Annotated in this window: 20 protein-coding genes; 11 read left to right on the top strand and 9 right to left on the bottom strand. The window is 64.7% G+C overall.

Annotation, left to right across the window (positions count from 1 at the left end):
* The 4 genes from V7D81_RS14685 to V7D81_RS14670 all read left to right on the top strand — a co-directional run.
* The coding region (locus V7D81_RS14685; protein ID WP_324317535.1) for an efflux RND transporter periplasmic adaptor subunit at positions 1-464 on the top strand (464 nt) is incomplete at its 5' end.
* 34 nt (positions 465-498) lie between these two features.
* Positions 499-1,218: an ABC transporter ATP-binding protein gene (locus V7D81_RS14680; RefSeq protein WP_349257665.1), complete on the top strand. Its 720-nt coding sequence runs from the start codon at positions 499-501 to the stop codon at positions 1,216-1,218.
* A gap of 27 nt (positions 1,219-1,245) precedes the next feature.
* The gene (locus V7D81_RS14675) at positions 1,246-3,768 is read left to right on the top strand and encodes an ABC transporter permease (protein WP_324317531.1); all 2,523 of its coding nucleotides are present in this window, start codon (positions 1,246-1,248) and stop codon (positions 3,766-3,768) included.
* Positions 3,761-6,238, top strand: coding sequence for an ABC transporter permease (locus tag V7D81_RS14670; protein ID WP_324317529.1), 2,478 nt, complete (start codon positions 3,761-3,763; stop codon positions 6,236-6,238). Before V7D81_RS14675 ends, V7D81_RS14670 begins: the two co-directional genes overlap by 8 nt.
* Before the next feature lie 16 nt (positions 6,239-6,254).
* On the opposite strand, the gene V7D81_RS14665 is transcribed toward V7D81_RS14670, so the two are convergent.
* Positions 6,255-6,590 carry a thioredoxin family protein gene (locus V7D81_RS14665; RefSeq protein ID WP_324317527.1) on the bottom strand — a complete coding sequence of 112 codons (336 nt, stop codon included), beginning with the start codon at positions 6,588-6,590 and terminating at the stop codon, positions 6,255-6,257.
* A gap of 37 nt (positions 6,591-6,627) precedes the next feature.
* The gene (gcvA, locus tag V7D81_RS14660) at positions 6,628-7,524 is read right to left on the bottom strand and encodes a transcriptional regulator GcvA (protein WP_324317525.1); all 897 of its coding nucleotides are present in this window, start codon (positions 7,522-7,524) and stop codon (positions 6,628-6,630) included.
* Positions 7,525-7,791: 267 nt separating this feature from the next.
* On the opposite strand from gcvA, the gene V7D81_RS14655 reads away from it, so the two are divergent.
* Entirely contained in the window at positions 7,792-7,992 is a 201-nt protein-coding gene (locus tag V7D81_RS14655) for a hypothetical protein (RefSeq protein ID WP_324317523.1), read from the top strand.
* A gap of 105 nt (positions 7,993-8,097) precedes the next feature.
* Here V7D81_RS14655 and V7D81_RS14650 read toward each other — a convergent pair whose 3' ends face one another.
* On the bottom strand, positions 8,098-9,531 hold the full coding sequence (locus tag V7D81_RS14650) for an aminotransferase-like domain-containing protein (RefSeq protein ID WP_324317521.1): 1,434 nt from the start codon (positions 9,529-9,531) through the stop codon (positions 8,098-8,100).
* A gap of 104 nt (positions 9,532-9,635) precedes the next feature.
* On the opposite strand from V7D81_RS14650, the gene V7D81_RS14645 reads away from it, so the two are divergent.
* Both V7D81_RS14645 and V7D81_RS14640 read left to right on the top strand, forming a co-directional pair.
* A complete protein-coding gene (locus V7D81_RS14645) occupies positions 9,636-10,592 on the top strand; it encodes an EamA family transporter (protein WP_324317519.1) in 957 nt (318 codons plus the stop codon).
* Positions 10,589-11,128, top strand: a complete 540-nt coding sequence (locus V7D81_RS14640; RefSeq protein ID WP_324317517.1) for a GNAT family N-acetyltransferase — start codon at positions 10,589-10,591, stop codon at positions 11,126-11,128. Before V7D81_RS14645 ends, V7D81_RS14640 begins: the two co-directional genes overlap by 4 nt.
* 94 nt (positions 11,129-11,222) lie before the next feature.
* Here the strand turns inward: V7D81_RS14640 and V7D81_RS14635 are convergent, their stop codons facing one another.
* A complete protein-coding gene (locus tag V7D81_RS14635; protein ID WP_324317515.1) occupies positions 11,223-12,083 on the bottom strand; it encodes a DMT family transporter in 861 nt (286 codons plus the stop codon).
* A 122-nt stretch (positions 12,084-12,205) separates the two neighbouring features.
* Between V7D81_RS14635 and pcaF the strand changes: the two genes are divergently transcribed.
* Complete coding sequence (gene pcaF, locus V7D81_RS14630; protein ID WP_324317513.1) at positions 12,206-13,408, top strand: 3-oxoadipyl-CoA thiolase; 1,203 nt, start codon at positions 12,206-12,208, stop codon at positions 13,406-13,408.
* Between the two features lie 221 nt (positions 13,409-13,629).
* Here pcaF and V7D81_RS14625 read toward each other — a convergent pair whose 3' ends face one another.
* The 4 genes from V7D81_RS14625 to V7D81_RS14610 all read right to left on the bottom strand — a co-directional run bounded on the left by V7D81_RS14625 (position 13,630) and on the right by V7D81_RS14610 (position 19,211).
* The gene (locus V7D81_RS14625) at positions 13,630-14,076 is read right to left on the bottom strand and encodes a hypothetical protein (protein WP_324317512.1); all 447 of its coding nucleotides are present in this window, start codon (positions 14,074-14,076) and stop codon (positions 13,630-13,632) included.
* Positions 14,077-14,144: 68 nt separating this feature from the next.
* Positions 14,145-17,138, bottom strand: a complete 2,994-nt coding sequence (locus V7D81_RS14620) for a DUF748 domain-containing protein (protein WP_324317510.1) — start codon at positions 17,136-17,138, stop codon at positions 14,145-14,147.
* A 151-nt stretch (positions 17,139-17,289) separates the two neighbouring features.
* On the bottom strand, positions 17,290-17,985 hold the full coding sequence (gene aqpZ, locus V7D81_RS14615; protein ID WP_324317508.1) for an aquaporin Z: 696 nt from the start codon (positions 17,983-17,985) through the stop codon (positions 17,290-17,292).
* Between the two features lie 128 nt (positions 17,986-18,113).
* The gene (locus tag V7D81_RS14610) at positions 18,114-19,211 is read right to left on the bottom strand and encodes an META domain-containing protein (protein ID WP_324317507.1); all 1,098 of its coding nucleotides are present in this window, start codon (positions 19,209-19,211) and stop codon (positions 18,114-18,116) included.
* Positions 19,212-19,401: 190 nt separating this feature from the next.
* Here V7D81_RS14610 and V7D81_RS14605 point away from each other — a divergent pair, with 190 nt between their 5' ends.
* From V7D81_RS14605 to V7D81_RS14595, 3 genes are all read left to right on the top strand, one after another.
* On the top strand, positions 19,402-21,180 hold the full coding sequence (locus V7D81_RS14605) for an acetate/propionate family kinase (protein ID WP_324317505.1): 1,779 nt from the start codon (positions 19,402-19,404) through the stop codon (positions 21,178-21,180).
* Positions 21,177-22,079 carry an aldose epimerase family protein gene (locus V7D81_RS14600; protein ID WP_324317503.1) on the top strand — a complete coding sequence of 301 codons (903 nt, stop codon included), beginning with the start codon at positions 21,177-21,179 and terminating at the stop codon, positions 22,077-22,079. Before V7D81_RS14605 ends, V7D81_RS14600 begins: the two co-directional genes overlap by 4 nt.
* Positions 22,080-22,196: 117 nt before the next feature.
* Positions 22,197-24,299, top strand: coding sequence for a DUF262 and DUF1524 domain-containing protein (locus V7D81_RS14595; protein ID WP_324317501.1), 2,103 nt, complete (start codon positions 22,197-22,199; stop codon positions 24,297-24,299).
* Between the two features lie 160 nt (positions 24,300-24,459).
* Here V7D81_RS14595 and V7D81_RS14590 read toward each other — a convergent pair whose 3' ends face one another.
* A complete protein-coding gene (locus V7D81_RS14590; protein ID WP_324317499.1) occupies positions 24,460-24,903 on the bottom strand; it encodes a VOC family protein in 444 nt (147 codons plus the stop codon).
* Between the last annotated feature and the right edge of the window lie 131 nt (positions 24,904-25,034).

Below are 25,034 nucleotides of genomic sequence, written 5' to 3'. Positions count from 1 at the left end.
ATCAGGTCGATGGATTCAAGGTGACTGCGCTCGTCGACGAACACTACCTGGCGCGCGTCGCTGCCGGTCAGCGCGCCAGCGCGGAGATCGGCGGCGCGCCCCAGGCGATGCAGGTCGTCAAGGTCTATCCCGAAGTAAAGGAACGGCAGTTCCGCATCGACATCGCCTTCGCGGATGCGACGCCGTCTACCGTGCGTCGCGGTCAGAGTCTGCAGCTCAAGATCGAGATCGGCGCGGCGGCCGACGGCCTGGTGGTCGGCAATGGTCCTTTCTACGACGATACCGGCGGCCAGTGGGCCTTCGTGGTGCGCGATTCGCGGATCGCCACAAAGCATCCCGTGAAGTTCGGCCGCCGCAACCCGGACAGCGTCGAAGTGCTCGAAGGACTGCGCGAAGGCGACCGCGTGATCACGTCGAGCTATGCAACGCTGCAACGTTTCGACCGGATCGAAATTCTTGAATGAGGAGTCTCCCATGCAGCAGATCGCTGCCACCGCCATGGCCGTTCAACCCGTGAGCGCGGCGGATCGTCCGCAGCTCATCCGCCTGAGCGGCATTCGCAAGACCTATCGCACGCTGGATCTCGAAACCACGGCGCTCGACGACGTCTCGCTCGAAATCCGCGAAGGCGAGTTCGTCGCGGTGATGGGGCCGTCGGGATGCGGCAAGTCGACGCTGCTCAACATCCTCGCGATGATCGATGCGCCGAGCGGCGGCGACTACTACCTGCAGGATCTGCACATCTCCAGCTTTCCCGAAAGCCGCCTGGTCGATCTGCGCAAGTACAACATCGGTTTCATTTTCCAGAGCTTCAACCTCATCGACGATCTGTCGGTGTACGAGAACGTGGAGCTGCCGCTGCTCTACCAGGGCGTGTCGCGCAGCAAGCGCCAGGCGCGCGTGCGCGAAGTGCTGGAGCTGGTGGATCTGTTGCCGCGTGCGCGGCACCGGCCGGCGCAACTCTCCGGCGGCCAGCAGCAGCGTGTCGCGGTGGCGCGCGCCGTCGTCGGCGATCCGAAACTGATCGTCGCCGACGAACCGACCGGCAACCTCGACACCCGCAACGGCGAGGACGTCATGGACATGCTCACCACGCTCAACGAGCAGGGCGCCACCATCCTGATGGTGACGCATTCGCCGGCGCACGCGGCGCGCGCGCATCGCATCGTCAACATGCTCGACGGACGGATCGTGCCGGATGTCAGCGGCGTCCTGTAACGATCGTCTCGCTCCCGGGAATAGACCATGCTCATTCACTACCTGACCGTCTCGCTGCGCCTGTTGCGCAGCCAGTGGCTGGTCAGCGCGATCAACGTGCTGTGCCTGACGCTCGGGCTGGCGTGCTTTCTCGCGGCCTGGTCGCTGGCCGCGTTTTTCCAGATGCGCGATCACTACCATGCGAATGGCGACCGCATCCGACTGATCACCAATCGCAGCGATGCTGCTGGCGACGTGTCGCCCCAGACACCGCGGGCGCTCGCCGAAGCGCTGAAGCTGCGGTTTCCGCAGCTCGAACGGGTCGGCCGGATGGCCAATCCGGAGCATCTTGCCGTGTCGAGCGGCGATCGCTCGCGCTTCGCCGAAGTCGTCTTCGCCGATCCATCCATCCTGCGCATTTTCGATCTGCCGCTGCAAAGCGGCGGCCGTGACGCACTCGAACGGCCCTACAGCGCCGTCGTCAGTGCGGCACTGGCGCAGCAACTGTTCGGCACCGACGAGGCGATCGGACGCAGCCTGCGGCTGGCGAATCGCGGCGAGGTGATCGTTACCGGCGTCCTCGGGCCGATCCGCGAGCCGTCGCATCTGACCACCAGCGGTGCGTTCGGCGCCGAGCATTTCGACATGCTGGTGACGATGGTGTCGCGCGACGCGCTGCTCGGCTATCCGCCGTCGCCTGGCGCGTCCGCGCAGATATTCGACTGGCTGCCGTTCGGGTTTCGCACCTACGTCGTTTTGCCGGCGTCCGGCTCGCTGACCGCAGAGCAGATGAATGCGCAGATGGATGCCCTCGGCCGCGAACATGCGCTGGTGCAACCGGTGCCGACCTTCAGGGTCGATCCGCTCACCGTCTACACCGAACAGCGTGAGCACGTGCGGATCGGCAGCGGCCTGGAAACCGGGAACTCGGTTCCTCTTACCTTCCTGCTGCAGATCCTCGGCGCCGTCATTCTCGGACTCGCCTGTCTCAACTATGCCAACCTGGCCACGGCGCAGGGTGCGACGCGTGCGCGCGATGTCGCCCTGCGGCGCGTCGTCGGTGCGCGGCGCGGACAGTTGGTTGCCCAGTATCTGCTGGATGCGGCGCTTTCCACCGGGGTCGCCCTGCTGCTCGCGCTCGTCGTGCTGGCGATACTCAGTACGTTCGCGACCACGCTCACGCTCGCGCAATTCGCCTCGCTGTTCGCGCTCATGCCGCGCTTCTGGCTGCTGCTCGGGCTGATTCTTCTGGGAGTGACCGTCGCGGCCGGCGCTTATCCGGCGTTCGTGCTTTCCAGCGTGCGGCCGATCCACGCGCTGCGCGACCTGTCGAGCGGCGACGGCGCACGCCGGCGCGCCGGCCTGTTCACCGGACTGCAACTGCTGCTCGCGAGCGTGCTGCTGATTACCGCGCTGGGGCTGGTGCAGCAGCGGCGCGCCATGGAGCGTTCGGTCGAGACGCGGGCCTCGCACGCCCTGCTGCTCATTGCAAACGAACTGCGGAGCAGCGGATTCGACGTGCAAGTATTACTGAATGAACTGCGGCAGGTGTCGGGCGTGTTGAGCGTCACGGCGGCGAGCGAACTGCCGTGGGGTACCCGTTCCATCGTGCCGCTGAAAGTGGCGCTGGCCGATGCGCCGGACGGTGTCGTCGTGCAGCCGAAGCAGCATGTGATCGGCGACGATTTCTTTTCCACCCTGGAGATTCCGCTACTCGCCGGGCGCACGCTGTCGAGCGCGCGTGGCGACGACGTGAGCCAGACCGGCTTCGGTCTGAATTTCCTCAATGGCCAGGTCCGACCCAACGACGAGCGCGTCACCCATGTCGTCGTCGACGCCACGCTCGCCCGGCGGCTCGGTTTCGCGCGACCCGCGGATGCCATTGGCGCATCGATTCGTCTGCTGCCGCCATTGGACAACACGTATTCGCTGCCCCCGCGCTATCGCCGCATCGTCGGCGTGGTGGCGGATTCGGTGCTGAAACCTACCGATCTCGGCCTCAAGGGTGCGGTGTATCAGCTGAATCCCGAGGAGGCCGTCTTTCCCATCGTGAGATTGAATGCTCACGCACCGCGGGAAACGCTGGAAGCCATCGACCGGCTCTGGCACCAACTCGTTCCGCACGAACCGCTGGTCCGCCGCTTCGCCGACGAGGATCTGCAGCTGGCTTTCGCCTCGCTGGACCGCACGCTGCGCATTCTCGGACTGCTGGCCCTGTGTGCACTGTGCATCGCGATGATGGGGCTGTTCGCGATGGCGCTGCACGTCGTCAGCCGACGTCATCGCGAGATCGGCATCCGCAAGGCGCTCGGCGCCCGCAAACGACAGATCGCCTGGATGCTGTTGCGCGGCTTCGGCGGCTGGGCCGTGCTCGCCAACCTCATCGCCTGGCCGCTGGTCTTCATCGGCCTGCGCCGCTACCTCGAACAGTTCGCCATCGATGCCGGCCTCGGCTGGCTGCCGTTCCTTGCCGGCCTGGGCACCACGCTGTCATGTACCTGGCTGGCAGTGCTCGTACACGTGGCACGAACGGCGTGGCTGACGCCCGCGGCCGTTCTTCGGCATGAGTGACCGGTACCGTCATCTGGGTTTCACGCTCCGCGGCGTTCGCAGACATCCCGGCATTGCGCTGATCCAGGTCATCGGTCTGTCGGTCGGTTTTCTCTGTTTCCTGGTCGGGTTCGGCACGGCTCACTACTGGTCGATGAGCGATCGTCAGTACGTCGGCAGCGAACGGACCTACGTGCTGACCCAGGACGTCACGTACCGGGGAACGCCGCGTCGCGGAGCTTCGCCCAGCGCCGCCTATCATCTTGCGAAGTATGTCCGCAGCGACATACCGGAACTCGATGCCGTCGCACGCGCAGTCAACTGGTCGGCGTTGCCGGTGACGGTCGGTGAACGAACCCGGTCGCTGGTCATCGCAGGCGCGGAGCCGGACTTCTTCCGCATATTCAGACGTTCGAACGGCGGACCTGCGGTCGATGCATTGCAGGCGCCGCGCAGTGTCGTGCTGACGACCGCGGCAGCCGAACGGCTGTACGGGTCGGTCGATGTCGTCGGCAGGACATTGCGATTGAATGACCGGGTCGATCTCAGCGTCACCGGGATCTTCGAGCCGTTGCAGCCGTCGCACATTGGCCTCACGGGTTACATCCGCTTCGATCTGCTCGTGTCGTGGGATGTCATCGAGATGCTGATCCGCGAGAGCGAAGCAGCGATCGCGGACGAGAGCAATGAAATCTGGATTGCACTGTGCTGCGTCACCTACGTGCAGCTGCCACCGGATGGAACCCTGCGCCCGCAGGAACTGGAGCGGCGCCTGCAGGAACTGGCGAGCAGGAGGATTCCGGCCGGTCAGCGTGCCTTTGCCGCGATCGACATCGGCGCCATCCCGCTCCATGCGCTCCAGTCGACCGAGACGGAGCGCCTGCTGTTCGCCAACAGCGGCATCGATGTCTCGCTGGGCTTCTCGATGCTGGCGCTCGCCAGCGTCGTGCTGATCATCGCGTGCCTGAACTACGCGAACCTTGCCAGCGCCCAGGTGCTGGATGCGGAACGACAGCTCGGCGTGCGCAGGGTTCTCGGTGCCTCGCGGTGGATGCTGGCCGTCGAGCATCTGTTTCAGTCCGCCCTGTTCGCGACGGCGGCGCTCTCGGTGGCGCTGTTGCTCCTGGCGTCATGTCTCGCGTCCGTCTCGCCCTATCTCGGCGTCGATCCTGACCTCCTGCTTGCGAACGGCAGATTCTGGGCGTGCATCGCAGCGGCATGGGTGGCGGTCACGTGCTTTGCCGGCGCCGCGCCCGCATGGATCGCATTCTCGATTCCGCCCCGGGCAGCGCTGCATTCCGCGCGCGATCGTGCAATGCGGAGCTGGCGCGGCAGCCCGCTGGTGGTCGGCCAGTTCTTCATCGCGAGCCTCATGATCAGCATCGTCATCGTGGTACGGGCCCAGCACAGGGAACTGGAGCGCATCGGTCTGGGCGATACGCGTCAGGTCGTCGCCATCACGAACGATCTGACGACTGCAGATGTGCGGTTCGAAACGCTCAGGACAGAATTGCTGCGACACCCGCAGATCGAATCGGTGTCTGCCACCAGCGTCGTGCCCTGGGAGTTCCGTACCTTTCGCAGTCCCTATCGCCGGTCATCGTCGCCAGGCGCACTCGTCGTCAACGCCTTCGCAAACACGGTCTGGCACGACTACTTCGAGACGATGCACATCGATCTGCTGGCCGGCCGGACGTTCAGCGCCGATTTCGACGACGTCTCCGCCGCGATGTTTTCCGATCCCGAGAAGCCGGTGGCTCTCGTCATCGACGCGGCGCTGTGCAGCCAGCTCGGGTTTCCGAGCCCGCAGGCCGCAATCGATCAGTTGCTGTACGTCGGCAATCCATTCGGCACGAGCGCGCAGTCGCTGCGCATCATCGGTGTCGTGGCGAGCAAGCCCATGCACTTCGTGGGAGGCGGTGCGACGGCCGGCAGCTACCAGCTGCATCCTTCCGCAGTGTTTCCGCTCATCCGGACGCGCAGCACGGACATGGACGGCGCACTGCGGGTCATCGACGATGCGTGGAAGAGACTGGCGCCTCGGACGCCCCTGAGGCGCCAGTTCGTCGATGAGCTTTTCAGTCTCAACTACGGGATCTTCGAGCGCATCAATCGCGCCTTCGACATTCTCGGAATGCTGGCGCTGGGCATCGCCTGTCTGGGACTCGTCGGCTTCGCGATGCACAGGGTGCGCGCCCGCATTCGCGAAATCGGCATTCGCCGGACGCTGGGCGCCAGTGCGCCGCGCATGCTCGCGATGCTGGTGAGCGATTTCTCCAGGCCGGTACTGCTGGCCAATCTGCTGGCGCTGCCATTCGCAGTGCTCGCTGCGGAAATCTATCTGAGCGTGTTCATTCATCGGCTGCCGCTCTCGGGCGGCCCTTTTTTCCTCAGCCTGGCTGCAACCATGATCGCGGCCTGGGTCGCTGTTGCGTTTCAAGCGGTACGGGCGGCGCGCCTGAAGCCAGCCAGTGTGCTGAGACAGGAATAAGAGCAAGGCGGCGTCGCTATCCGCCCTTCTCCGACGGACTCATTCGCTCGACAGCCACCTCGATCTCATCGCGATCCCGCGGCCGGACCACGCGCGCGATTTCCTGGCCATCGCGCAGGAAGACGAGCGTGGGCCACAGCTTCACGCGGAAGGCGCGTCCGAGCGGGCGTCCCTTGCCGTCTTCGATGCGCAGATGACGGATGTCGGGATGCTGCTGCAGCGCCGCCGCGATGAGCGGTTGCGCGGCCTGGCAGTGACCGCACCAGTCGGTGCCGAACTCGAGGATCAGCGGGCCGCGGGTGCTGCGCACTTCGGCGTCGGACGGTTCGGGAGAAAAGGGGATCGGGTTCATGAGGGCTCAACGGTATGCAGGCGCATGAGTTCCGGGTTCACGGCGTCGGCGCGTCCGCCGATCCCGCAGCCTCGCACACCAGCCAGTCCACCGCGCCCGCGATGAGCGCATCGCCGAGGCGGCGCGGCAGGCACACCGCATAGATCGAATAGTCCGAGCGCACGGCGTCGCTGAAGACCTGCACCAGCCGTCCGCGCTCGAGTTCGCCGGCCGCAAACACGGCCGAGGTGATGGCGACGCCCTGACCCGCGAGCGCCGCTTCCAGCATCGAATTGCGATCGCCGCAGATCACGCCGCGGCGTGCGCTCACGCCCTTGGCGCCGGCTTCGGCCAGCCAGTGTTCCCACGATTCGTAGTTGTCGTCGTGCAGGAGCTGGAAGTGCTTCAGGTCGGCGAAGGTTTCGAGCTTGCGTCCCTTCAGCAGCGCCGGCGCGCACACGACGATGTCGCGCGGCTCGAACATGGGAACGACGTGCAGCCCGGGATAGTTGCCGCGACCGAAGCGGATGCCGATGTCGACATCCTCGCGCGCGAAGTCGACCAGCCGCGACGACGTCGTCACCTGCAGATCCACGTCCGGAAAACGCTGCGCGAAGGATTGCACGCGCGGCATCAGCCAGCGCGCCGACATCGAAGCGAACGTGGAAATCGTCAGCTTGCGACGCACTGTCGGCGCCGACACATCCTCGATCGCACTCGCCAGCCGATCGAAGGCCTGGCGCGTTCCCTCCGCCAGCAGTGCGCCATGCGCGGTGAGCTTGAGGCCCCGCGGCAGACGTTCGAACAGCTTCACGCCGAGGCGCTGCTCCAGCTGCTTCACCTGACGGCTCACCGCGGCGTGCGTGACATTCATTTCCTCGGCCGCGGCGCTCAGGTTGAGCGTGCGTGCGGCGACATCGAAGGCGCGCAACGGACCGACGGGGATCTTTTTCATGACAGCCACTGACGCGCGTGCAGAGACTGATGACGGCATGGCAGCAGTGCCGCTGGCATGATTCGCGCGGCCGTTGATTCGCCAACGCGAGACGGCCGGAGTGCTGTGGGGGCAGCGCCGCGACAGACCGTCGGTCCAGGCTCGTCATCGTTGAAAGTATGACTTCCAGTCATGGATACCGTGGCCTAACAATCGCTTTTTCAGGAAATTTCGTCGGCCTACGCTACACCTCCATTAGAGATCTGCACAGCTCATGAGGAGGCTGCCATGGACGAGTATCTGTTTACGGTGCTGGCGAAACTGAAGGCCGACAGGTTGACGCTGGAGCGCAAGGAGCGTCAGCCACGTGTGGAGGAGGAGGCGATCGAGTTGCCAGCGCATCGTTCGCCACGAGCGCGGCGCGGCCAGGTCGCATCGTCGGAGTTGTTGTCGATTGTGCCCGCGCACGGGTTGCGCGGGTGGAGTTGACTGGATTTTGTGGGGCCGGCCTCCGACTGTAGGTCAGGCTTCAGCCTGACATTTCCCAGGCCGGCTGAAGCCGGCCCCACAGGCAGAATCAAGCGGAGAGCGCGCTTACTGCGCCGCCATCACATGCACCAGCTTGCCGAGTTTCTCGATCGCACGATCGATCGCCGGCGACCAGGGCAGGCCGCAGCTCAGTCGCATGTAGTTGCGGTAGTCCGCCTTGGCGGAAAACACGATGCCCGGTGCGATGCCGATGCGGCTGGCCAGCGCGCTGCGGAACAGCTCGACCGCATCGACGTGCGCGGGCAGTTCGACCCAGATCACGATGCCGCCAGCCGGTCGCGTGATGCGCGTGCCGGCAGGAAAGTGACGCGCGACGGCATCGATGAAACTCTGCGCGTTGATGGAAAGAAGGGTGCGCACGCGCCGCAGGTAACGATCGTAGCCGCCGCTGGCGTAGTAGCGCGCCAGCACCAGCTGCTGCAGCGTCGGGCACGCGACGGAGGAATAGAACTTGGCGCGCGCGATGTCGGTATGGAACTGCGGCGTGACTGCCCAGCCGATGCGATAGCCGAGCGCGATGGTCTTCGACACCGAGCCGCAGGAGATCACCAGGCCCGTGTCGTCGAAGGCGCGCATCGAAGCCGGACGCATGCTGCCGTAATGCAGGTCGCCGTAGATGTCGTCCTCGATGATCGGAATTTCCATGCCGGTGAGCGTCGCGACGATGTCGCGCTTCGCATCGTCCGGCGTCAGCGTGCCGGCGGGATTGTTGAAGTTCGGCATCAGCACCGCCGCCGAGAGGCGCGTGCTGCGTGCGATGGTGCGCACCGCTTCGGCATCGATGCCGACGCCGGGCCGGTTCGGCACTTCGACGACCTTGAGACGCAGATGTTCGATCGCCTGCAACAGGCCGAAGTACGTGGGCGATTCGACCAGCACGGTATCGCCGGGCTGGCACACGACGCCGAGCGTCAGCGTGATCGCATCCATCGTGCCGCTCGTGATCACGACGTGGTCGGGATCGGTGGGCGCACCGGCGAGTGCCATGCGCTTCGCAACCTGTCGACGCAATTCCGGATCGCCCGGCGGCGGAATCAGTTCGCCCGCCTGCAGCGGCCGGTCGCGCAGCACTTCGCGCGTCAGGTTGTTCAAGCGCTGCGTGGGATACATCGAAGGCGATGTGAAGGCCCCGTTCAGCGGAATGATGTCGCTGCGCCCCAGCGCTTCGCGGCAGGTATCGAGCATTTCGGCCGCGACCGACATCGGCCGGCGCGAACGCGTGGGCTTGGCGCGCGGCTCGGGCACGGCTTTCGGATCCGGCGGCCGTACATAGAAACCCGACTGCGGTCGCGCTTCGATCAGTCCGATACTTTCGAGATGAACATAGGCCTGCACGACCGTGGAGACGCTGACCTTGGCGGTGCGGCTCATGCTGCGGACCGACGGAATGCGATCGTTGGTGCGCAGCGCGCCCGTGGCGATCTGCGTTTCCACCAGTCGTGCCACGCGCTCGTAGAGAAGAGGCGGTTGCGAAGACATCGACAGCTCTCCGTGCGCTCGAAACTGTGTTGGGAACTGTATTGGCGAGAGGTCAGTCTACCTGAATCTGTACTGCTTGCCAGATCGACGGGCAGAGTACGAGCATGAACATTCGCCTGCCGACATCCGTGTCGCTGTCGCTCGGTGTGCTGATCGCCTTTGCCGGCATCTACATCATCTGGGGCACGACCTATCTGGCCATCGCGATCGCGATCCAGACGCTGCCGCCCTTCATCAGCGGGGCGATGCGTTTCCTGCTGGCCGGCGTGTTGATGGCGGTGTGGCTGCGGATGCGCAGTCCGCGGCCGTTCGCCGGCGTCAATCTGCCGGCGGCCGCGTTGTGCGGCGTGCTGCTCGCGGGCATCGGCAACGGCTTCGTGATCTGGGCACAGCAGGGCATTCCGTCGGGCATCACTGCATTGATCGTTGCGGCCATGCCGGTGACGGTGCTGGTGCTCGACTGGGCCTGGTTCAGCCGCCGCGCGCCGACGCGACAGGGATTGCTCGGCACCGCGATTGCACTCGCCGGGGTGACGACGATCGTGCTGCACACGCGCACGATCTCGGGCGAAGCGAGTCCGCTGCATCTGCTCGCGCTGATCATCGCGGTCGTGGGCTGGAGCTTCGGCACGCTGCTGCAGAAGCGTGCGGCGGGCAAGGATCAGGTCTTCAGCTTCACCGGCGCGCAGATGCTGTTCGGCGGTCTGTTCCAGCTCGCTTTGAGCGTGTTCGACGGCGAATGGGCGCGCTTCGATCCGGCGTCGGTGTCGACGGCATCCTGGCTGGCCGTCGGCTACCTCGTCGTCTTCGGCAGTCTCATCGGTCTCAACTGCTATCTGTGGCTGCTGACGCGCGTGTCGGCGGCGAAAGTCACGACCTACGCGCTGGTGAATCCGGTCGTCGCGCTGATCCTCGGTGCGCTGGTGCTGCACGAGGAGATCACGTCCGTCGCCGTCATCGCCACGTTGCTCGTGCTGTTCGGCGTTTCGCTGGTGTTGTTCCAGGATCGCCTGCTGTTCCAGCGACCGCCCAAAAATCTTCCCGCCGCGGAGTGCAAATGACCGTGCAGGCTCACAACGTCGACTCGCCGGTTCGCCCGTCGCAGCGCATCCGCAAGCTGCGCACCTACGTGGACGGATTGACGATCATCAGTTTCGATCCGGCGCTGCGCGACGAATTCCGTCGCCTCAACATCGCCTGGCTGGAGCGCTACTTCAGAGTCGAGCCGATCGACGAACGCGTGCTCGGCAATCCGGAAGCGGAGATCCTGGCTGCGGGCGGCGAGATCCTGTTCGCGCTGCTCGAAGATCAGGTCGTGGGTACCGTCGCCCTGCGCGTCGTCGACGCTGACACGTTCGAGCTGACCAAGATGGCCGTCGACGAACGCTGGCAGAGCCGCGGCTATGGCCAGAGCCTGCTGGAAACGGCCTTGCAGACGGCCCGCGATCTCGGCAGGCGCCGGGTGATCCTGTATTCGCAGAGATCACTCAAGCCGGCGATTGCGCTCTATTACAAGAATGGCTTCACGGACATCCCGGGCCCGCTCGATCAGAAATACGCGCGCTGCGACGTGCAGATGCAGCGGCTGGTCGTTTAGTGCCTGTGGGGCCGGCTTCAGCCGGCCTTCGGAATGTCAGGCTAAAGCCTGACCTACAGTCGAAGACCGGCTGAGGCCGGCCCCACAGGAAAGCCTACTTCCCTACCCGCTCGCGATAGATGACGTAAAGCCCGCTGCCGACGATGATTCCCGCGCCGATGAGCATGCGCGAGCCAGGCAGCGTCAGCCACAGCAGCCAGTCGAACGTCATGCCCCACAGCAACGCGGTGTATTCGATGGGCGCGACCACCGCCGGTGACGCCTGGCGGAATGCATAAGTAATGAAGTGCTGGCCGATGGCGCCGGACAGGCCGACACCGAGGATCAGCCAGCCGTGTTCGCGCTGCAGCGGCGTCCAGTCGAACAGGGCGAAGAAGCCGCTGAACAGCGCCATGAACAGCAGTACCCAGAAAATGATCGCCGCGCCCGTGTCGGTGCGCGACAGGATGCGGATCGTGATGGCGCTGATCGCATACAGCACCGCGGACGCCAGTGCCGCCAGGCCGCCGATCGTGATGATTCCGGTGCCCGACGGTTTCAGTACGACGATGACGCCGATCAGGCCGACGATCACCGCCGCCCAGCGCCGCCAGCCGACCCGCTCGCCGAGGAACGGCACCGCCAGCGCGGTGATCAGCAGCGGCGCCGACATGTAGATGGTGTAGGCGTCCGCCAGCGACAGGAATCGCACGGCGTAGACGAACAGCCACAGCATCGCCACGCCGATGCAGCCGCGCAGCAGGTGCAGTCCGATGCGCTGCGGCACGATGTCCCGCCAGCGGCCCCACAGGCCGGTGGCCAGCAGCAGGAAGGGCAGCGATGCGATGGCGCGCATGAACGTCACCTGCATGGGCGAATACGTCTCCACCAGACGCTTCATCGTGACGTCCATGACCGAGAACGCGGCAACGGCGACGATCATGGACAGGATGCCGCGGAGATTGGAGGACTGCATGGAGGAATGTTCGGGCAGGGTGCGTGCCGCACGATACACGCTGCGCCTTGCACTTGCTCACGCCGTGCGGCGCCGATGACGTTGTACACTGCCGCTCCCTTCGAACTGCAGCGGCTACTTCCATGCGCCATGTCTTCATCTGCGATGCGATCCGGACTCCGATTGGACGTTACGGTGGTGCGCTCGCACAGGTCCGCACCGACGATCTCGGCGCGATTCCGCTCAAGGCATTGCAGCATCGCAATCCGAACGTGGACTGGGCCGCGGTCGACGATGTGTTCTACGGCTGCGTCAATCAGGCCGGCGAGGACAACCGCAATGTTGCGCGCATGGCCCTGCTGCTGGCCGGACTGCCGGCTGCCGTGCCCGGCGCGACGATCAATCGCCTGTGCGGCTCGGGCCTCGACGCCGTGAATCTCGCCGCACGCACCATTCGCAGCGGCGAAGCAGAACTCGTCATCGCCGGCGGCGTGGAAAGCATGACGCGCGCGCCGTTCGTGATGGCCAAGGCCGACAGCGCCTTCTCGCGTACGGCGAAGATCGAAGACACGACCATCGGCTGGCGTTTCATCAATCCGCTGATGAAGGCGCAGTACGGCGTCGACTCGATGCCCGAGACCGCCGAGAACGTGGCCGCCGAGTTCGGCGTGAACCGCGCCGACCAGGATGCCTTCGCGCTGCGCAGCCAGCAGCGCTACGCGCGCGCCGCTGCGCAAGGATTCTTCGACAGCGAACTGACGCCGGTGGAGATTCCGCAGAAGAAGGGCGATCCGATCCGCTTCGTGAAGGACGAGCATCCGCGCGAGACGACGCTCGAAGCACTCGCCAGGCTCAAGGGCGTCGTGAAGCCTGACGGCACCGTGACGGCGGGCAATGCGTCAGGCGTCAACGATGGCAGTTGCGCGTTGCTGCTCGCCAGCGAAGCCGCCGCAGCGAAGTACGGACTCAAGCCGCGCGGGCGCGTGATCGCCACGGCGACGGCCGGTGTACCGCCGCGCATCATGGGCATCGGCCCCGTGCCGGCCGCGCAGAAAGTGCTGCAGCTCACGAAGCTGTCGATCGGCCAGATGGATGTGGTCGAACTCAACGAAGCCTTCGCCGCGCAGGGCCTCGCCGTCATGCGCCAGCTCGGTCTCGCCGACGATGCCGCGCACGTGAATCCCAACGGCGGCGCCATCGCCCTCGGTCATCCGCTCGGCGCCAGCGGCGCACGCCTCGTCACCACCGCGCTCAACCAGCTCGAAAAAACCGGCGGCCGCTACGCGCTGTGCACCATGTGTATCGGCGTCGGGCAGGGCATCGCGATGGTGATCGAGCGTATTTGAGAAGTTTTCACACGGAGATCACGGAGACCACGGAGTCAGGGATCAAGAAGGAAGAATTTCCACGGGGGAAGAATGGGGACACGGGGAGCACGGGGTCTCGGAACAGAAGAATCTCTTCTTATCCCCGTGTTCCCCGTGTCCCCATTCTTCCCCCGTGGAAATTTCTTCTTCTCTTCTCCGGCCTCCGTGGCCTCCGTGATCTCCGTGTGAACTCCGAGTCCTTACGGGCACGCTGCCTTGCAGTCGCGCAGTTCATCGCGGCAATACCGCTGCGCCGTCGTTTCGGTCTGGTAGCAGTCGTAGCGCATCGAGGCGATGTTCTGCTGGATCGCATCGACGCACAGGCCGTAGGTGCGGGCGAAGCGCGAGCGGCACGCGGCGCCATTGCCGCAGTAGCCGGCATTGTTGAAGTAACCGCAGAAGTACGTGTAGTCGTTGTTGCGCATCGTGAACGGATCGCGGCCGGCGTTGGCGGCGCGCTTCGAGCACTGCTGGCGGGCGCGGCGCACTTCGCTGCTGCAGCGGGTTTCGGCGGCGTCGCACTGATTCATGCACGTCGTCTTCGCATCGGCCTTGGCGCCGGCATCGACGGCGGGGTCGCCGTAACCGGCGGTCGTCACACCGAGCAGCGACAGCGAAAGCACCAGGGTTCTTGTGATGGTTCTCATCGGCGCACCTCGCGGAGTTCGCGTCGAATGTCGCAGGTCCGTTGCGGACGGTCAATCGGCCGGCGGGCTCACTCGAGCTGCATTTCCATGCGGACCGACTCGTTCTGCGACTTGCCTTCGGAACGCTCGGAGGTGATGAACACGCGTTCAGGATTCAGTTCGGTGTTGACGAGCAGGGCATCCTGAACGGCGCGGGCGCGCTGGCGTCCGAGTTCGGTGAGCGCGGCATCGTCGGGTTGCAGCCGTTCCAGCAGCGAGCGATCCAGGAACTGGATCTGTGCGTCCAGATCGACGCCCTTGTCCGTCTTCGTTTCCGGCGGGTACTCGGGCGCCGCGTTGACGATCTGCCTGTAGGCCTTCTCTAGTTCGGCCACGCGCTTGCGCCTGGCGCGGTCGTCCGTGAGTTCACCGGGGGGCGGCAGCGTCGCGGCCAGGCGTTCCTGTGCCAGTGCGGCGCCGTCGGCTTCGGCGACGACGGTCAGCGGGACGTTCAGCTTGAGCTGCGGACGTTCGACCAGCGCTCTGGACAGCGTATTCAGCTTCTCGATTTCCGTCGGCGCCAGCACCGCCGTGCCCGGCGCGAAATCGACGTAGGCGAGTTCATCGCCGCCACCGAACAGCGCGCCGAGCGCAGCGAACGGGGCCGTGACGATCTTGGTGAGCAGGCCGAGCACCGCCTTCCAGATGATCGGACCGAGCCGGAATTTCGGATCGTCGAGCGTTCCCGTCACCGGCAGGTTGACGTCGATGACGCCGTGACGATCCTTCAGCAGCGCGACGGCGAGCTTGAGGGGAATCGGCGCGGCGTCCTTGGAATCCGTCTTGGCGCCGAACTCGAGATTGTCGAGCACGATGTGATGCGCGGCATCGAGCTTGCGGTCCTGCACCTTGTAGCGTAGTTCGGTCGAGAGCTTGCCCTTGCTGATGTTGTAGCCGGCGAACTTGCCCGAGTAGGGATTGAAGGTCGTCAGCTCCATGTTGCGGAAGTTCATGGCGAGGTCGGTGTAGACGCTCGCCGACAGCAGGTTCACTTCGCCGTTGATGTCCACCGGCGCGTACTTGTCCACCTTGCCGTCGAGCTTCACCTTGGCGCGCGAAGCGGGCGCGGACGACAGGCCGACGATGCTGCCGTTGAGCGAAAGAATGCCCGTGGCGAACGAAGGTTCGATGGAGTAGTCGGCGAAGTTGGCGGAGCCGTCGATGAACTGCACGGTGCCGATGCGCACCGGGAACACCTTCTCCTTCTCCCTGACCGGCGCCGCCCGCTGGCTCTCTCCTTCGTCCGTCGTTTCGGGCGCCTGTACCGGGCCGTCCGGATTGAGTACCCGCGTGATGTTGAGCGAGGAGTCCTGCGCAATCACGACGCGTGCGTAGGGTTGTCGCGCGACGATGCGATCGATCGACAGCTTGTCGGGATGCAGCGAGAAATCGATGCCCGTGAGCGCCAGGCTGCGCCACTTGAGGAAGTCCTCGTTCACGAGCTGGTCGGTCGTGCGCAGGTCGGCGACCTGCACCTCGCCCTTGAAGGTCACCGGCTGCGCGGATTCGGGCGCGCTCGCGTAGGTGACGTCACCCTTGGCGCCGAGACGTCCGGAATGCAGCGTCATCGCCGTCGTCTTCGCGATGTAGGGCTGCAGCACCGGCAGATCGAAATCCTTCAGGTCGATCGCGAGCTGCGTGGTCAGCGGCGTCAATTGCAGATCGCCCTTCGCGAGCAGGCGGCCCCGTTTGTTGATGGTGATGTCGGAATCGATCTGAAGTTTCGCGTCGTCGTCGGTACTCCAATCGTTCAGCGTCACCTGTACCGGTGCGAGTTCGAACTTCGTCGCCGGATTGACGCTGCGATCTTCGGCGGTGAGCGCAGCGTTGGCGAGGCGGATGGAGTCGATGTGGATACGCCATTCGTTGTCGGCAGCGCCCCCTCCCTGGCCCTCCCCCGCAAGCGGAGGAGGGGAAGAGGCATGCGGAGCGTCCTTTCCTGCTCCCTCCTCCGCGGAGCGGGGGAGGGTTGGGGTGGGGGTCTTTGCCACACCGAACAGCCGCATGAGACTGATCGACCCATCGCGCTCGATCGCCGCGGCGATGCGCGCATCCTTCACTTCGACGAGCTTCAGCCCCACATCGCGCTTCGCGTACGAAAACTGCACCTCCTGCACATCGATCGCCGGCAGTACGATCGGCGCTGCCGCGTTGCCGGTGCGTTCGGCCAGCGACAGTTCGCGTATCTGCGCGCTCGGCAGCGTGACATCGAGCGAGAACGCAGGATCGAGCGCGAAGCGATAGGTACCGCCGATGTCGGCCTGTCCGGAGGCAAGCCGGAACGGAATCGATTCCTTTATATAGGACTCGATCGTCGCGATCTGCAGGCCCCGGACGCTGAAGCGGCCGTTCGAGCCGAGCGGCCGGACGGTGAACTCGCCGGTCCACGCGAGCTGCTCGCCCGCGGTGGTCGTGCCGCTGAAATCGTAGGCATTCTCGAAATTGGCGTCGGTGCGGAAATCGTCGAGCGCGAACCGGATCGGCGTGACGGCGCCCTTGAACGGTTCGGCGAGCGTGTAGTCCGCGACGCCGATGCGCCCCGAGTGGACCGAGAGATTGCCGATGCGCACGGCGGTCGGCTCGGAAGGCTCTTCGGGTTCCGGCGATGGCGGAAACAGTTTCGCGAGATTGACCGAAGCATCCTTCTCGATGACGAGTTCGATGTTCGGCGCGGAGAGCTGGACTTCGTGCAGCACGATGGCTCGCCGCCACAGCGAGGCGAGCTGCGCGTTCGCGTACAGATGACGGAACGACACCAGCGGCGAACCGTCGGCCTCGCGCAGATCGAAGTTGCTGACGCTGGCATCGAGGACGAAGGGATTGAAACGCATCTCGCCGATCGACACCTGTCGATGCAGCGTCTGCGTCACGTATTTTTCCATCTGCATCCGCGCCACGTAGGGCACGAGAAAGAAGCCGGCCAGCGTGTACAGCAGGATCGCGCCCGCAGCGATGCACAGCGCGATCCAGTGAAGTTTGATCAGCGCCAGCAGCGGCGCTGTCAGCAGGCGGACCTTGTTCATGGAGCGAAAATCGACGGGGAGTGAGGGTCGGCCGGAGTATGCGGACTCCGGCCGGCCCAGTCATCCGGGCGAGGACTGTGGGGCCGGCTTTAGCCGGCCTCTTTCGGAGTCAGGCTAAAGCCTGACCCACACCACTGTCTCCGCGTCGCGACTATTCTTTCTCGAACACATTCCTGTACACGAACCCCGCCACCGCGGCGCCCACGATCGGCGCCACCCAGAACAGCCACAGCTGTGCGAGCGCCCAGCCGCCGACGATCACGGCAGGTCCCGTGCTGCGTGCAGGATTGACCGACGTGTTGGTCACCGGGATCGAGATCAGATGGATCAGCGTCAGGCACAGGCCGATGGCGATCGGTGCGAATCCAGCGGGCGCTCGCCTGTCGGTGGCGCCGAGGATGACGATCAGGAACATGAACGTCATGACGATCTCGGTCAGCAGGCCCGAGTGCAGCGAATAGCCGCCGGGCGAATGTTCCGCATAGCCATTCGAGGCGAGGCCGCCCGCGAGATCGAAGCCGGCCTTGCCCGACGCGATCATGTACAGCACCCACGCGGCCAGAATGCCGCCGAGCACCTGCGCAATGATGTACGGCAGCAGCTGCGACGCCGGAAAGCGCCCGCCTGCCCACAGTCCGACGGAGACTGCAGGATTGAGATGGCAGCCGGAGACATGCCCGATGGCGAAGGCCATCGTCAGCACCGTGAGACCGAAGGCAAGCGCGACGCCCGCGAGGCCGATGCCGACTTCCGGAAATGCCGCGGCAAGCACGGCACTGCCGCAGCCGCCGAGCACGAGCCAGAACGTACCGATGAATTCCGCGATGAGCTTCTTGCTGAGAGGCATGGTTGTTGTTCCTCTTGTTGTTGGACCGAGAGCGATCGGGTGAATCTTGTGGGGCCGGCTTTCCCGCGGGATTTCCTTCGGTCACAGCCGGCCTGAAAACAGTCAGGCCGAAGCCTCACCTGCAGTCATCACAGATTTCTTTCTTCGAACCGCGCCACCACCTTGCCGTCCGCATCGAACAGTTCCAGGTGGGCGCCGCTGATCTTCCAGCGCGTTGCGGCATTCAGCGCCTTGCCGAACGCAGCTTCGAAATCCATGTTCGGACACGCCATGCGCGTCAGCGCCAGTTGCTTGAACGTGATCCGCTCGCCTTCGGTTTCGTATGCGCCGACCACGCGGTTGCAGCTGCCGTTGCCGAACACGCGGTGCTCGTTGCCTTCCAGTGCGATGAAAGGCTCGCGCTGCAGCTTCGAGACATCGACGGGCTCGTCGTTCAGGCGCGTCAGCACCCAGCGCGTGCTGACGAGGTCATGCGTGACGCCGCGCGCGCCGCAGCTTTCGTTCGGCCAGAAGCGCACGAACCTGTCGACCACCAGCATGTCGACCGTGCGATCGCCCTCCATCGCCGGGCGCGGTGCGATGCGACCTTCGACGCTCGCCAGCACCGCTGCGCCCGGCTCGCGTCGCACGGTTGCATAGGCGGTCTGCAGCGCGACATTGTCGCCTTCCATCGCCACCGGCAGCTTGAGGCCGGTGAGACATTCCTCGAACTGCGCCGCGTCCGCCATGTAGCGATACAGGCCGCGCATCGTGAGATGCGGTTCGAGCGCCGTGTAGTCCGGCTGGCGCACGATCGTGTAGTTGAGGTTCGACTCGATCGGCTTGCCCTCGATATCGAGCTTGCTGAGCGTATCGACATCGCGAATGGCCCAGGCGGAGGGGCGCTCGCCGCTGCCGGTGAGCGTGAGGACTTCGTCTTCCTGGATCGACCATTGACCGATGTCGTCCACGCTCGTGTCCCGCTCCAGGTACGTCATGCGCAGCACGTACACATGGTTCGCGCGCAGATCCAGGTCGAAGCGGATGCCGGGGCAGTCGGCACACGGCAGCGTTCCCGAATACAGCGCCGGCAATTGCTGGGGCACGCTTTGCGCTGCGGACGAGGGCTGAGGCACGGCGCCCGCTGCGGGTTGCGGCGCGGCTGCCGGCGGTGCGGCGGATTTCTGTTCGCAGCCGGCCATCGCCAGCGTGCAGAGCAGGGCAGGCAGGAGAGCAGGCAGTTTCATGACCGTCCTTCAACGTCGTGCATCGTTCTGATCGTTCGGCATCGTCGGCAGGTGGCGGCAGACTAGCCGGAGCCGTCCGGTCCACGCCATAAGGAGAAGGTGAAACTCCGGGCCGATCGCGTAAACGGCGGCTTGGGCGCTGCGTGCGCCGATGCTATGGTCGGCGCGTCGCGAGATCCGGTGACCCTCGATGCGCATCTTCGCTCTCAACTGTGGCAGTTCGTCGATCAAGAGCGTGCTGATCGACACGGATTCGCGGCAGCGCCTGCTGGACATGCACATCGACAGCCTCGGGTCGGCCGAGTGCCGGTTGCTGATCGACGACGAACGCATTCCGCTCGATGCCGGCACCGACGCGCAGGCGGGCATGCGTCGTCTCATCCAGGAACTGCGGTCGCGACGCCGGGGCGATCAACCCGTGCAGGCCGTTGCGCACCGGATCGTGCACGGCGGCGCGAAGTTCGTGCGCCCGACACTCCTCGACGATGACACGCTGCGCGCCATCGGCGAACTGAACGATCTCGCGCCGCTGCACAATCCCATGGCCGTCGCCGCCGCGACGCTCGCCCGCCAGGAGTTGCCCGGCGTGCCGCACGTTGCCGTGTTCGATACCGCATTTCACGCGACGCTGCCGCGACGGGCGCGCGAGTACGCGTTGCCGCGCGACATCGCGCAGCGACTGGGCATTCGTCGTTACGGCTTTCACGGCACCAGTCACGGACAGGTGGCGCGCAGCGTGGCGGCGCATCTGGAAATGGATCTGCAGGCATTGCGCATCGTGTCGTGTCATCTCGGCAACGGCGCGAGCGTCGCGGCCATCGAATACGGACGCAGCGTCGAGACCAGCATGGGCATGACGCCGCTCGAAGGTCTCGTGATGGGTACGCGCAGCGGCGATGTCGATCCCGGCGTGCTGCTGCACCTGATGGATCACGGCGGCTACACGTCGGAAACGCTCGGCCAGCTGCTGAACGGCGATTCGGGCCTCAAGGGGCTGGCGGGAACCAACGATGTCCGGCAACTGGAACAGCGGGCGGCCGATGGCGATGAAATCAGCCGCCTGGCGCTCACGCTCTATGCGCATCGCGTGCGCAAGTACATCGGCGCCTATGCCGCCGTGATGGGCGGCGTGGATGTCGTCGCATTCACCGGCGGCATCGGCCAGAACAGTGCGCTGATGCGCCATCGCATCCTGCAGCGACTGGATTTCCTCGGCGCGCGATTCGACGAGGATCGCAATCGCGACGCGCAGGTCGATGCGGAAACGGTCGTCTGCGACATCTCCGATGAATCCTCGCGCACACGCCTGCTGGTCGTGAGCGCCAACGAAGAACTGGAGATCGCGCTGCAGGCCGCTGCGTTGCTGGAGACGGCCGACGTGGACAGGAGCCTTCGCATTCCCATCGAAATTTCCGCGCGTCACGCGCATCTGTCGCAGCCGACGATCGAGAAGCTCTTCGGTGCCGGCTACCGGTTGAGTCCGCGCGCGGAGCTGTCGCAGCCCGGCCAGTTCGCCGCGCGGGAGTCAGTCACGCTGATCGGTCCGCGCGGACGTATCGAGAAGGTGCGGCTCATGGGGCCGCCGCGCGACCATGACCAGGTCGAGATCTCGCGCTCCGACGAATTCATCCTCGGTGTCGATGCGCCGGTGCGCATCTCGGGCGATCTGCGCAACACGCCGGGCATCACGCTCGAAAGTCCGGCGGGCCGCACCACGATTGCCAGCGGCGTGATCTGCGCGCGGCGCCACATTCACATGAATCCGCACGATGCGCGCCGCCTCGGTGTCCGCGATCACGATTCCGTGAGCGTTCGCATCGACAGCGACGGTCGCGATCTCGTTTTCAACGATGTGTCGGTGCGGGTCTCGGAAAAATTCGAACTGCGCTTGCACCTGGATACCGACGAAGCGAACGCCGCGGGCGTGCGTCCTGGCGATACCTGCGAGCTGATACGATCGCCGGCATGACGCAGGAACTGATTTCGATCGCCGATACCGGCTCCGACACGTCCGCCGCCATCGCACCGTGGCGCGGCGCGCTCGTCACTTCGTTCAAGGTGCGCGGGCACGACGTGCTCTACCTCGATCAGGAGACGTTCGAGGATTCGCGCAAGAACGTGCGCGGCGGCATTCCGATCCTGTTTCCCTCGCCCGGCAGGCTGACCGACGATCGCTGGCGCTGCGACGGACACAGCGGCTCCATGAAGCAGCATGGCTTCGCGCGCACGAAAGCCTGGGACGTCATCGGGCGCACACCGCAGAGCGTCACGCTGCAGCTGGCGTCAGACCCGGAAACGCTCGCGCAGTATCCCTGGAGATTCAGGGCTGTGTTCGAGGTGAGCGTCTCGGCCTCGCGCCTGCACCTCGACATGACCATCGAGAACCGCGACTCGCGGCCGATGCCGTTCGCGTTCGGCTACCACCCGTATTTCGTGGTCGGCCACAAACTCCACTCGCGAATCACCAGCGACGCAACGCAGGTTTTCGACAATGTCACGAAGCACAGCAGGCCGTTCGATGGCTTCTTCGACCTGACGGCCGACGAACTCGATTTGCATCTACTCGACCAGAAGGCCCATCGCATGATCCTGCGACGCGAGGAGGGCGGAGAAATCGAAGTCAGCGCCTCCGACGATTTCGCTTACTGGGTGGTGTGGACGCTCAAGGTGAAAGGCTTCGTGTGCGTGGAGCCGTGGACGGCGCCGGGGAATGCATTGAACAGCGGGGAGAGGCTGTTGAGAGTGGGAGCGGGAGAGAGGTGGCGGTCGTTCGTGGAGATCGCCTTCCGCGGCGCGGCGGAGGGTCAGGGTGGGGCCTCCTACTGTGGGGCCGGCTTGAGCCGGCCTCTTTATCAGAAGTCAGGCTAAAGCCTGACCTACAGGAACCCCATCCATCCTTCCCCCGCTGCGCGGGGGGGGAAGGGACGTACGATCCTGCCTCGGGTGTGATCTTGCGAATCCTGTTCTACGAGGAGCCGACGGACAATGAAGGCCATCGATCGCCACTTTACCCGCCTGATCAACGGAACGACCCAGTTCGTCATTCCCGTATTTCAGCGCGACTACAGCTGGACCGAAGCACAGTGCGTCCAGCTATGGAACGACATCGTTCGCGTCGGTGGCGAGGAGAGTACGCCGGGTCACTTCATCGGCTCGGTCGTCTACATCCCGTCTGGCGACACCGCCGCCGGCTTCACGCGCTGGTTGCTGATCGACGGGCAGCAGCGTCTGACCAGCGTCACCCTGCTGCTGATCGCGCTGCGGGACCATCTGATCGAGACCCATTGGCAGCCTGCCGGCGAGGACGATCCCACGCCGAAGCGGATCGAAGCGTACTTCCTCAAGAACTCGCAGGAGGAGGGCAGCCGGCAGCACAAGCTCGTTCTGCGCCGGCACGATCAGGAAGTGCTCAGTGCATTGCTCGATGGACAGGCGGTGGCGATGGACGACGAGTCCCGGGTGCTGGAGAACTACGAACTGTTCAAGGAGAGGATGGCGGCGGTCGATCCGCGCGTGGTCTATCGCGGAGTCGCGCGGCTGATCGTCGTCGACGTGGCGCTGGACCGCGGCTCGGACGACCCGCAGATGATCTTCGAGAGCCTCAACTCCACCGGTCTCGATCTGTCCCAGGCGGACCTCATACGCAACTTCATCCTGATGCGGATGGATGAGAGGAATCAGACCCGCCTGTACGACACCTACTGGCGCCACATCGAAGATCATTTCCGCGGTTCGCCGGCGGCGTTCGACTCGTTCGCCCGTGATTTCATGGCGCTTCATTCGAAAGCCGTCCGGCAGACTCGCGCCGACCGGATCTACTACGAGTTCCGCGATTTCTTCCGGTCGCTGCAGCAGGAGCGGGGCATCGATGTCGCATTGCAGGAGATGCAGCGCCATTCCGGCTACTACGCTGCGTTCGTCGGTGCCATGCCGGCGCCGGCGCCGTTCTCGGAGCAACTGCTGCGCCTCAATCGCCTGGCCCAGGTTGCCGCCATCGTCGTGATGCGCCTGATGGATTGTCGGGAACGCTGCGGCACGCTCACCGACGCCCAACTGGGATCGGCGCTTGCGCTGCTGGAGAGCTACGTCTTCCGACGTGCCGTGTGCGGCATGCAGACCCGCGGTTACGGTCAGTTCTTCATGCAGCTGGCGCAGCGGATCACGGACGAGGCGCCGTTCGACGCTCTGGTGCTGGCGCTTGCCGCGGCGAGCGAGGCGAACAGATTTCCTGCAGACGACGAATTCCGGACGGAGCTGGAACGGCGCGACGTCTATCACACACGCAACTGCCACTACATGCTCGATCGCTTCGAGAACTTCGATACCAGGGAGCCGTGCGATACCGGCAGCTACACCATCGAACACGTACTGCCCCAGAACGAACGCCTGGGAAAGAAATGGCGCGACATGCTCGGCGCCGACTGGAAGGAGATCCAGAACACATGGGTGCACCGGTTGGGTAACCTGACGCTGACCGGCTACAACAGCACGTACTCGGACCGGCCGTTCGAGGACAAGAAGGAGGTCAAGGGTGGCTTCAACGAAAGTGCGGTGCGTCTGAACAAGTTCATCCGCGAGCAGAGCCAGTGGACGGAAAAGGAGATGGAACGCCGCGGGCGTGTGCTGGGTGAGCTCGCGCTGAAGATCTGGCCGTCGCTCGATGTGAGCCCCGAGATGCTGGGCCTCGCGCGGCGGACGGAACTGCAGCGTGAGGCGCAGCAGTATTCGGTCGAGCAGCTCACGATGTCTGGCGAAGTCCGCGAACTCTGTGAGCATCTGCGGCCGCTCATCCGGGAGATCGACCCGCGCATCATCGAGGTGCCGCGCAGGAACTCGGTTTCCTACTATGCGGATGACGGGGATTTCTTCCTGGAGATCCTGCCGAGAAAGTGGCGCCTGATCCTGCTGCTGAACCTGTCGCTCGGTGAATGTGTATACCGCGACGAGTTCGTCAGGGATCCTGCCGATTTCAAGTTCATCGCCAATGCGGAGCACGATGCCGGTGTGATCTACCGGATGAAGGATTCAAGCCAGAGCGAAGGAGTGCTGCAATTGATTCGCCAGGCGTACGAGCTGGCGGCGAAGTAGCGGCGATCAATCGGTCTTCGGGGAAATGGGGACATTCCTCATATCTCCCAACGTTTGCGCGTGCTCCACCACGCGCACCCAGATGGCGGCTCGCGAATGAGGAATGTCCCCATTTCCACCATTTCCACTCACTCTTGCTCGAATCCGTGGTTGCAGGCCGCTAGCCTTTCGGTTTCCAACCTTCCTGCGGAATGGTGTTGATCATCCACGGCACGCCGAACTTGTCGACCAGGCCACCGAATCCCGGGGACCAGAAAGTTTCTCCGAAAGGCATGTTGACCTTGCCGCCGGCCGACAACTGCTCGAACCAGCGGCGGGCTTCCTCGATGGACGCGCTGTGAAGCGTGACGTCGAAGCCGTTCTTCGGTTTGTCGATGTTCGGAGCCCACTCAACATCCATGTCTGCGCCCATCATTGCCTGGTCGCCGACGTCGAGCCAGCAATGCATCAGCCAGTTCTTGTACTTCGGGTCGCTGATCGGCATGCCGGGCGGTGCGTCGCCATAGGGAATGGCGGCGGTGATTTTTCCTCCGAGCACTTGCGCATAGAACGCGAAAGCCTCGGCGCATTGCCCGCGAAAACTCAGGCTGGTGACGATTTTCATGGTTGACAGCTCCTGTTGCGGTTTGTGATCGACGATTGCACCCCGAGGCAGATGCCGTCTTCGTGATGCAAGGACGAACCTGCGGCCTGGAATCCGACATCAGACGCAATGGGTGGGGGGTTTCTTACTGT

Source organism: Povalibacter sp. (assembly GCF_036735925.1).
Taxonomy (GTDB): Bacteria; Pseudomonadota; Gammaproteobacteria; order Steroidobacterales; family Steroidobacteraceae; genus Steroidobacter.
The sequence above is the reverse complement of the archived record's forward strand: the minus strand, read 5'-3'. Positions and strand labels throughout refer to the sequence as shown.

Coding starts and splice junctions, on each gene's coding strand:
- V7D81_RS14655 (WP_324317523.1), top strand. CDS start 7,792: ATGGACGAGTATCTGTTTACGGTGCTGGCGAAACTGAAGGCCGACAGG.
- V7D81_RS14610 (WP_324317507.1), bottom strand. CDS start 19,211: ATGAAACTGCCTGCTCTCCTGCCTGCCCTGCTCTGCACGCTGGCGATG.
- gcvA (WP_324317525.1), bottom strand. CDS start 7,524: ATGAAAAAGATCCCCGTCGGTCCGTTGCGCGCCTTCGATGTCGCCGCA.
- V7D81_RS14670 (WP_324317529.1), top strand. CDS start 3,761: ATGAGTGACCGGTACCGTCATCTGGGTTTCACGCTCCGCGGCGTTCGC.
- V7D81_RS14605 (WP_324317505.1), top strand. CDS start 19,402: ATGCGCATCTTCGCTCTCAACTGTGGCAGTTCGTCGATCAAGAGCGTG.
- pcaF (WP_324317513.1), top strand. CDS start 12,206: ATGCGCCATGTCTTCATCTGCGATGCGATCCGGACTCCGATTGGACGT.
- V7D81_RS14665 (WP_324317527.1), bottom strand. CDS start 6,590: ATGAACCCGATCCCCTTTTCTCCCGAACCGTCCGACGCCGAAGTGCGC.
- V7D81_RS14590 (WP_324317499.1), bottom strand. CDS start 24,903: ATGAAAATCGTCACCAGCCTGAGTTTTCGCGGGCAATGCGCCGAGGCT.
- V7D81_RS14640 (WP_324317517.1), top strand. CDS start 10,589: ATGACCGTGCAGGCTCACAACGTCGACTCGCCGGTTCGCCCGTCGCAG.
- V7D81_RS14625 (WP_324317512.1), bottom strand. CDS start 14,076: ATGAGAACCATCACAAGAACCCTGGTGCTTTCGCTGTCGCTGCTCGGT.
- V7D81_RS14635 (WP_324317515.1), bottom strand. CDS start 12,083: ATGCAGTCCTCCAATCTCCGCGGCATCCTGTCCATGATCGTCGCCGTT.
- V7D81_RS14650 (WP_324317521.1), bottom strand. CDS start 9,531: ATGTCTTCGCAACCGCCTCTTCTCTACGAGCGCGTGGCACGACTGGTG.
- V7D81_RS14595 (WP_324317501.1), top strand. CDS start 22,197: ATGAAGGCCATCGATCGCCACTTTACCCGCCTGATCAACGGAACGACC.
- V7D81_RS14620 (WP_324317510.1), bottom strand. CDS start 17,138: ATGAACAAGGTCCGCCTGCTGACAGCGCCGCTGCTGGCGCTGATCAAA.
- V7D81_RS14680 (WP_349257665.1), top strand. CDS start 499: ATGGCCGTTCAACCCGTGAGCGCGGCGGATCGTCCGCAGCTCATCCGC.
- V7D81_RS14675 (WP_324317531.1), top strand. CDS start 1,246: ATGCTCATTCACTACCTGACCGTCTCGCTGCGCCTGTTGCGCAGCCAG.
- V7D81_RS14600 (WP_324317503.1), top strand. CDS start 21,177: ATGACGCAGGAACTGATTTCGATCGCCGATACCGGCTCCGACACGTCC.
- aqpZ (WP_324317508.1), bottom strand. CDS start 17,985: ATGCCTCTCAGCAAGAAGCTCATCGCGGAATTCATCGGTACGTTCTGG.
- V7D81_RS14645 (WP_324317519.1), top strand. CDS start 9,636: ATGAACATTCGCCTGCCGACATCCGTGTCGCTGTCGCTCGGTGTGCTG.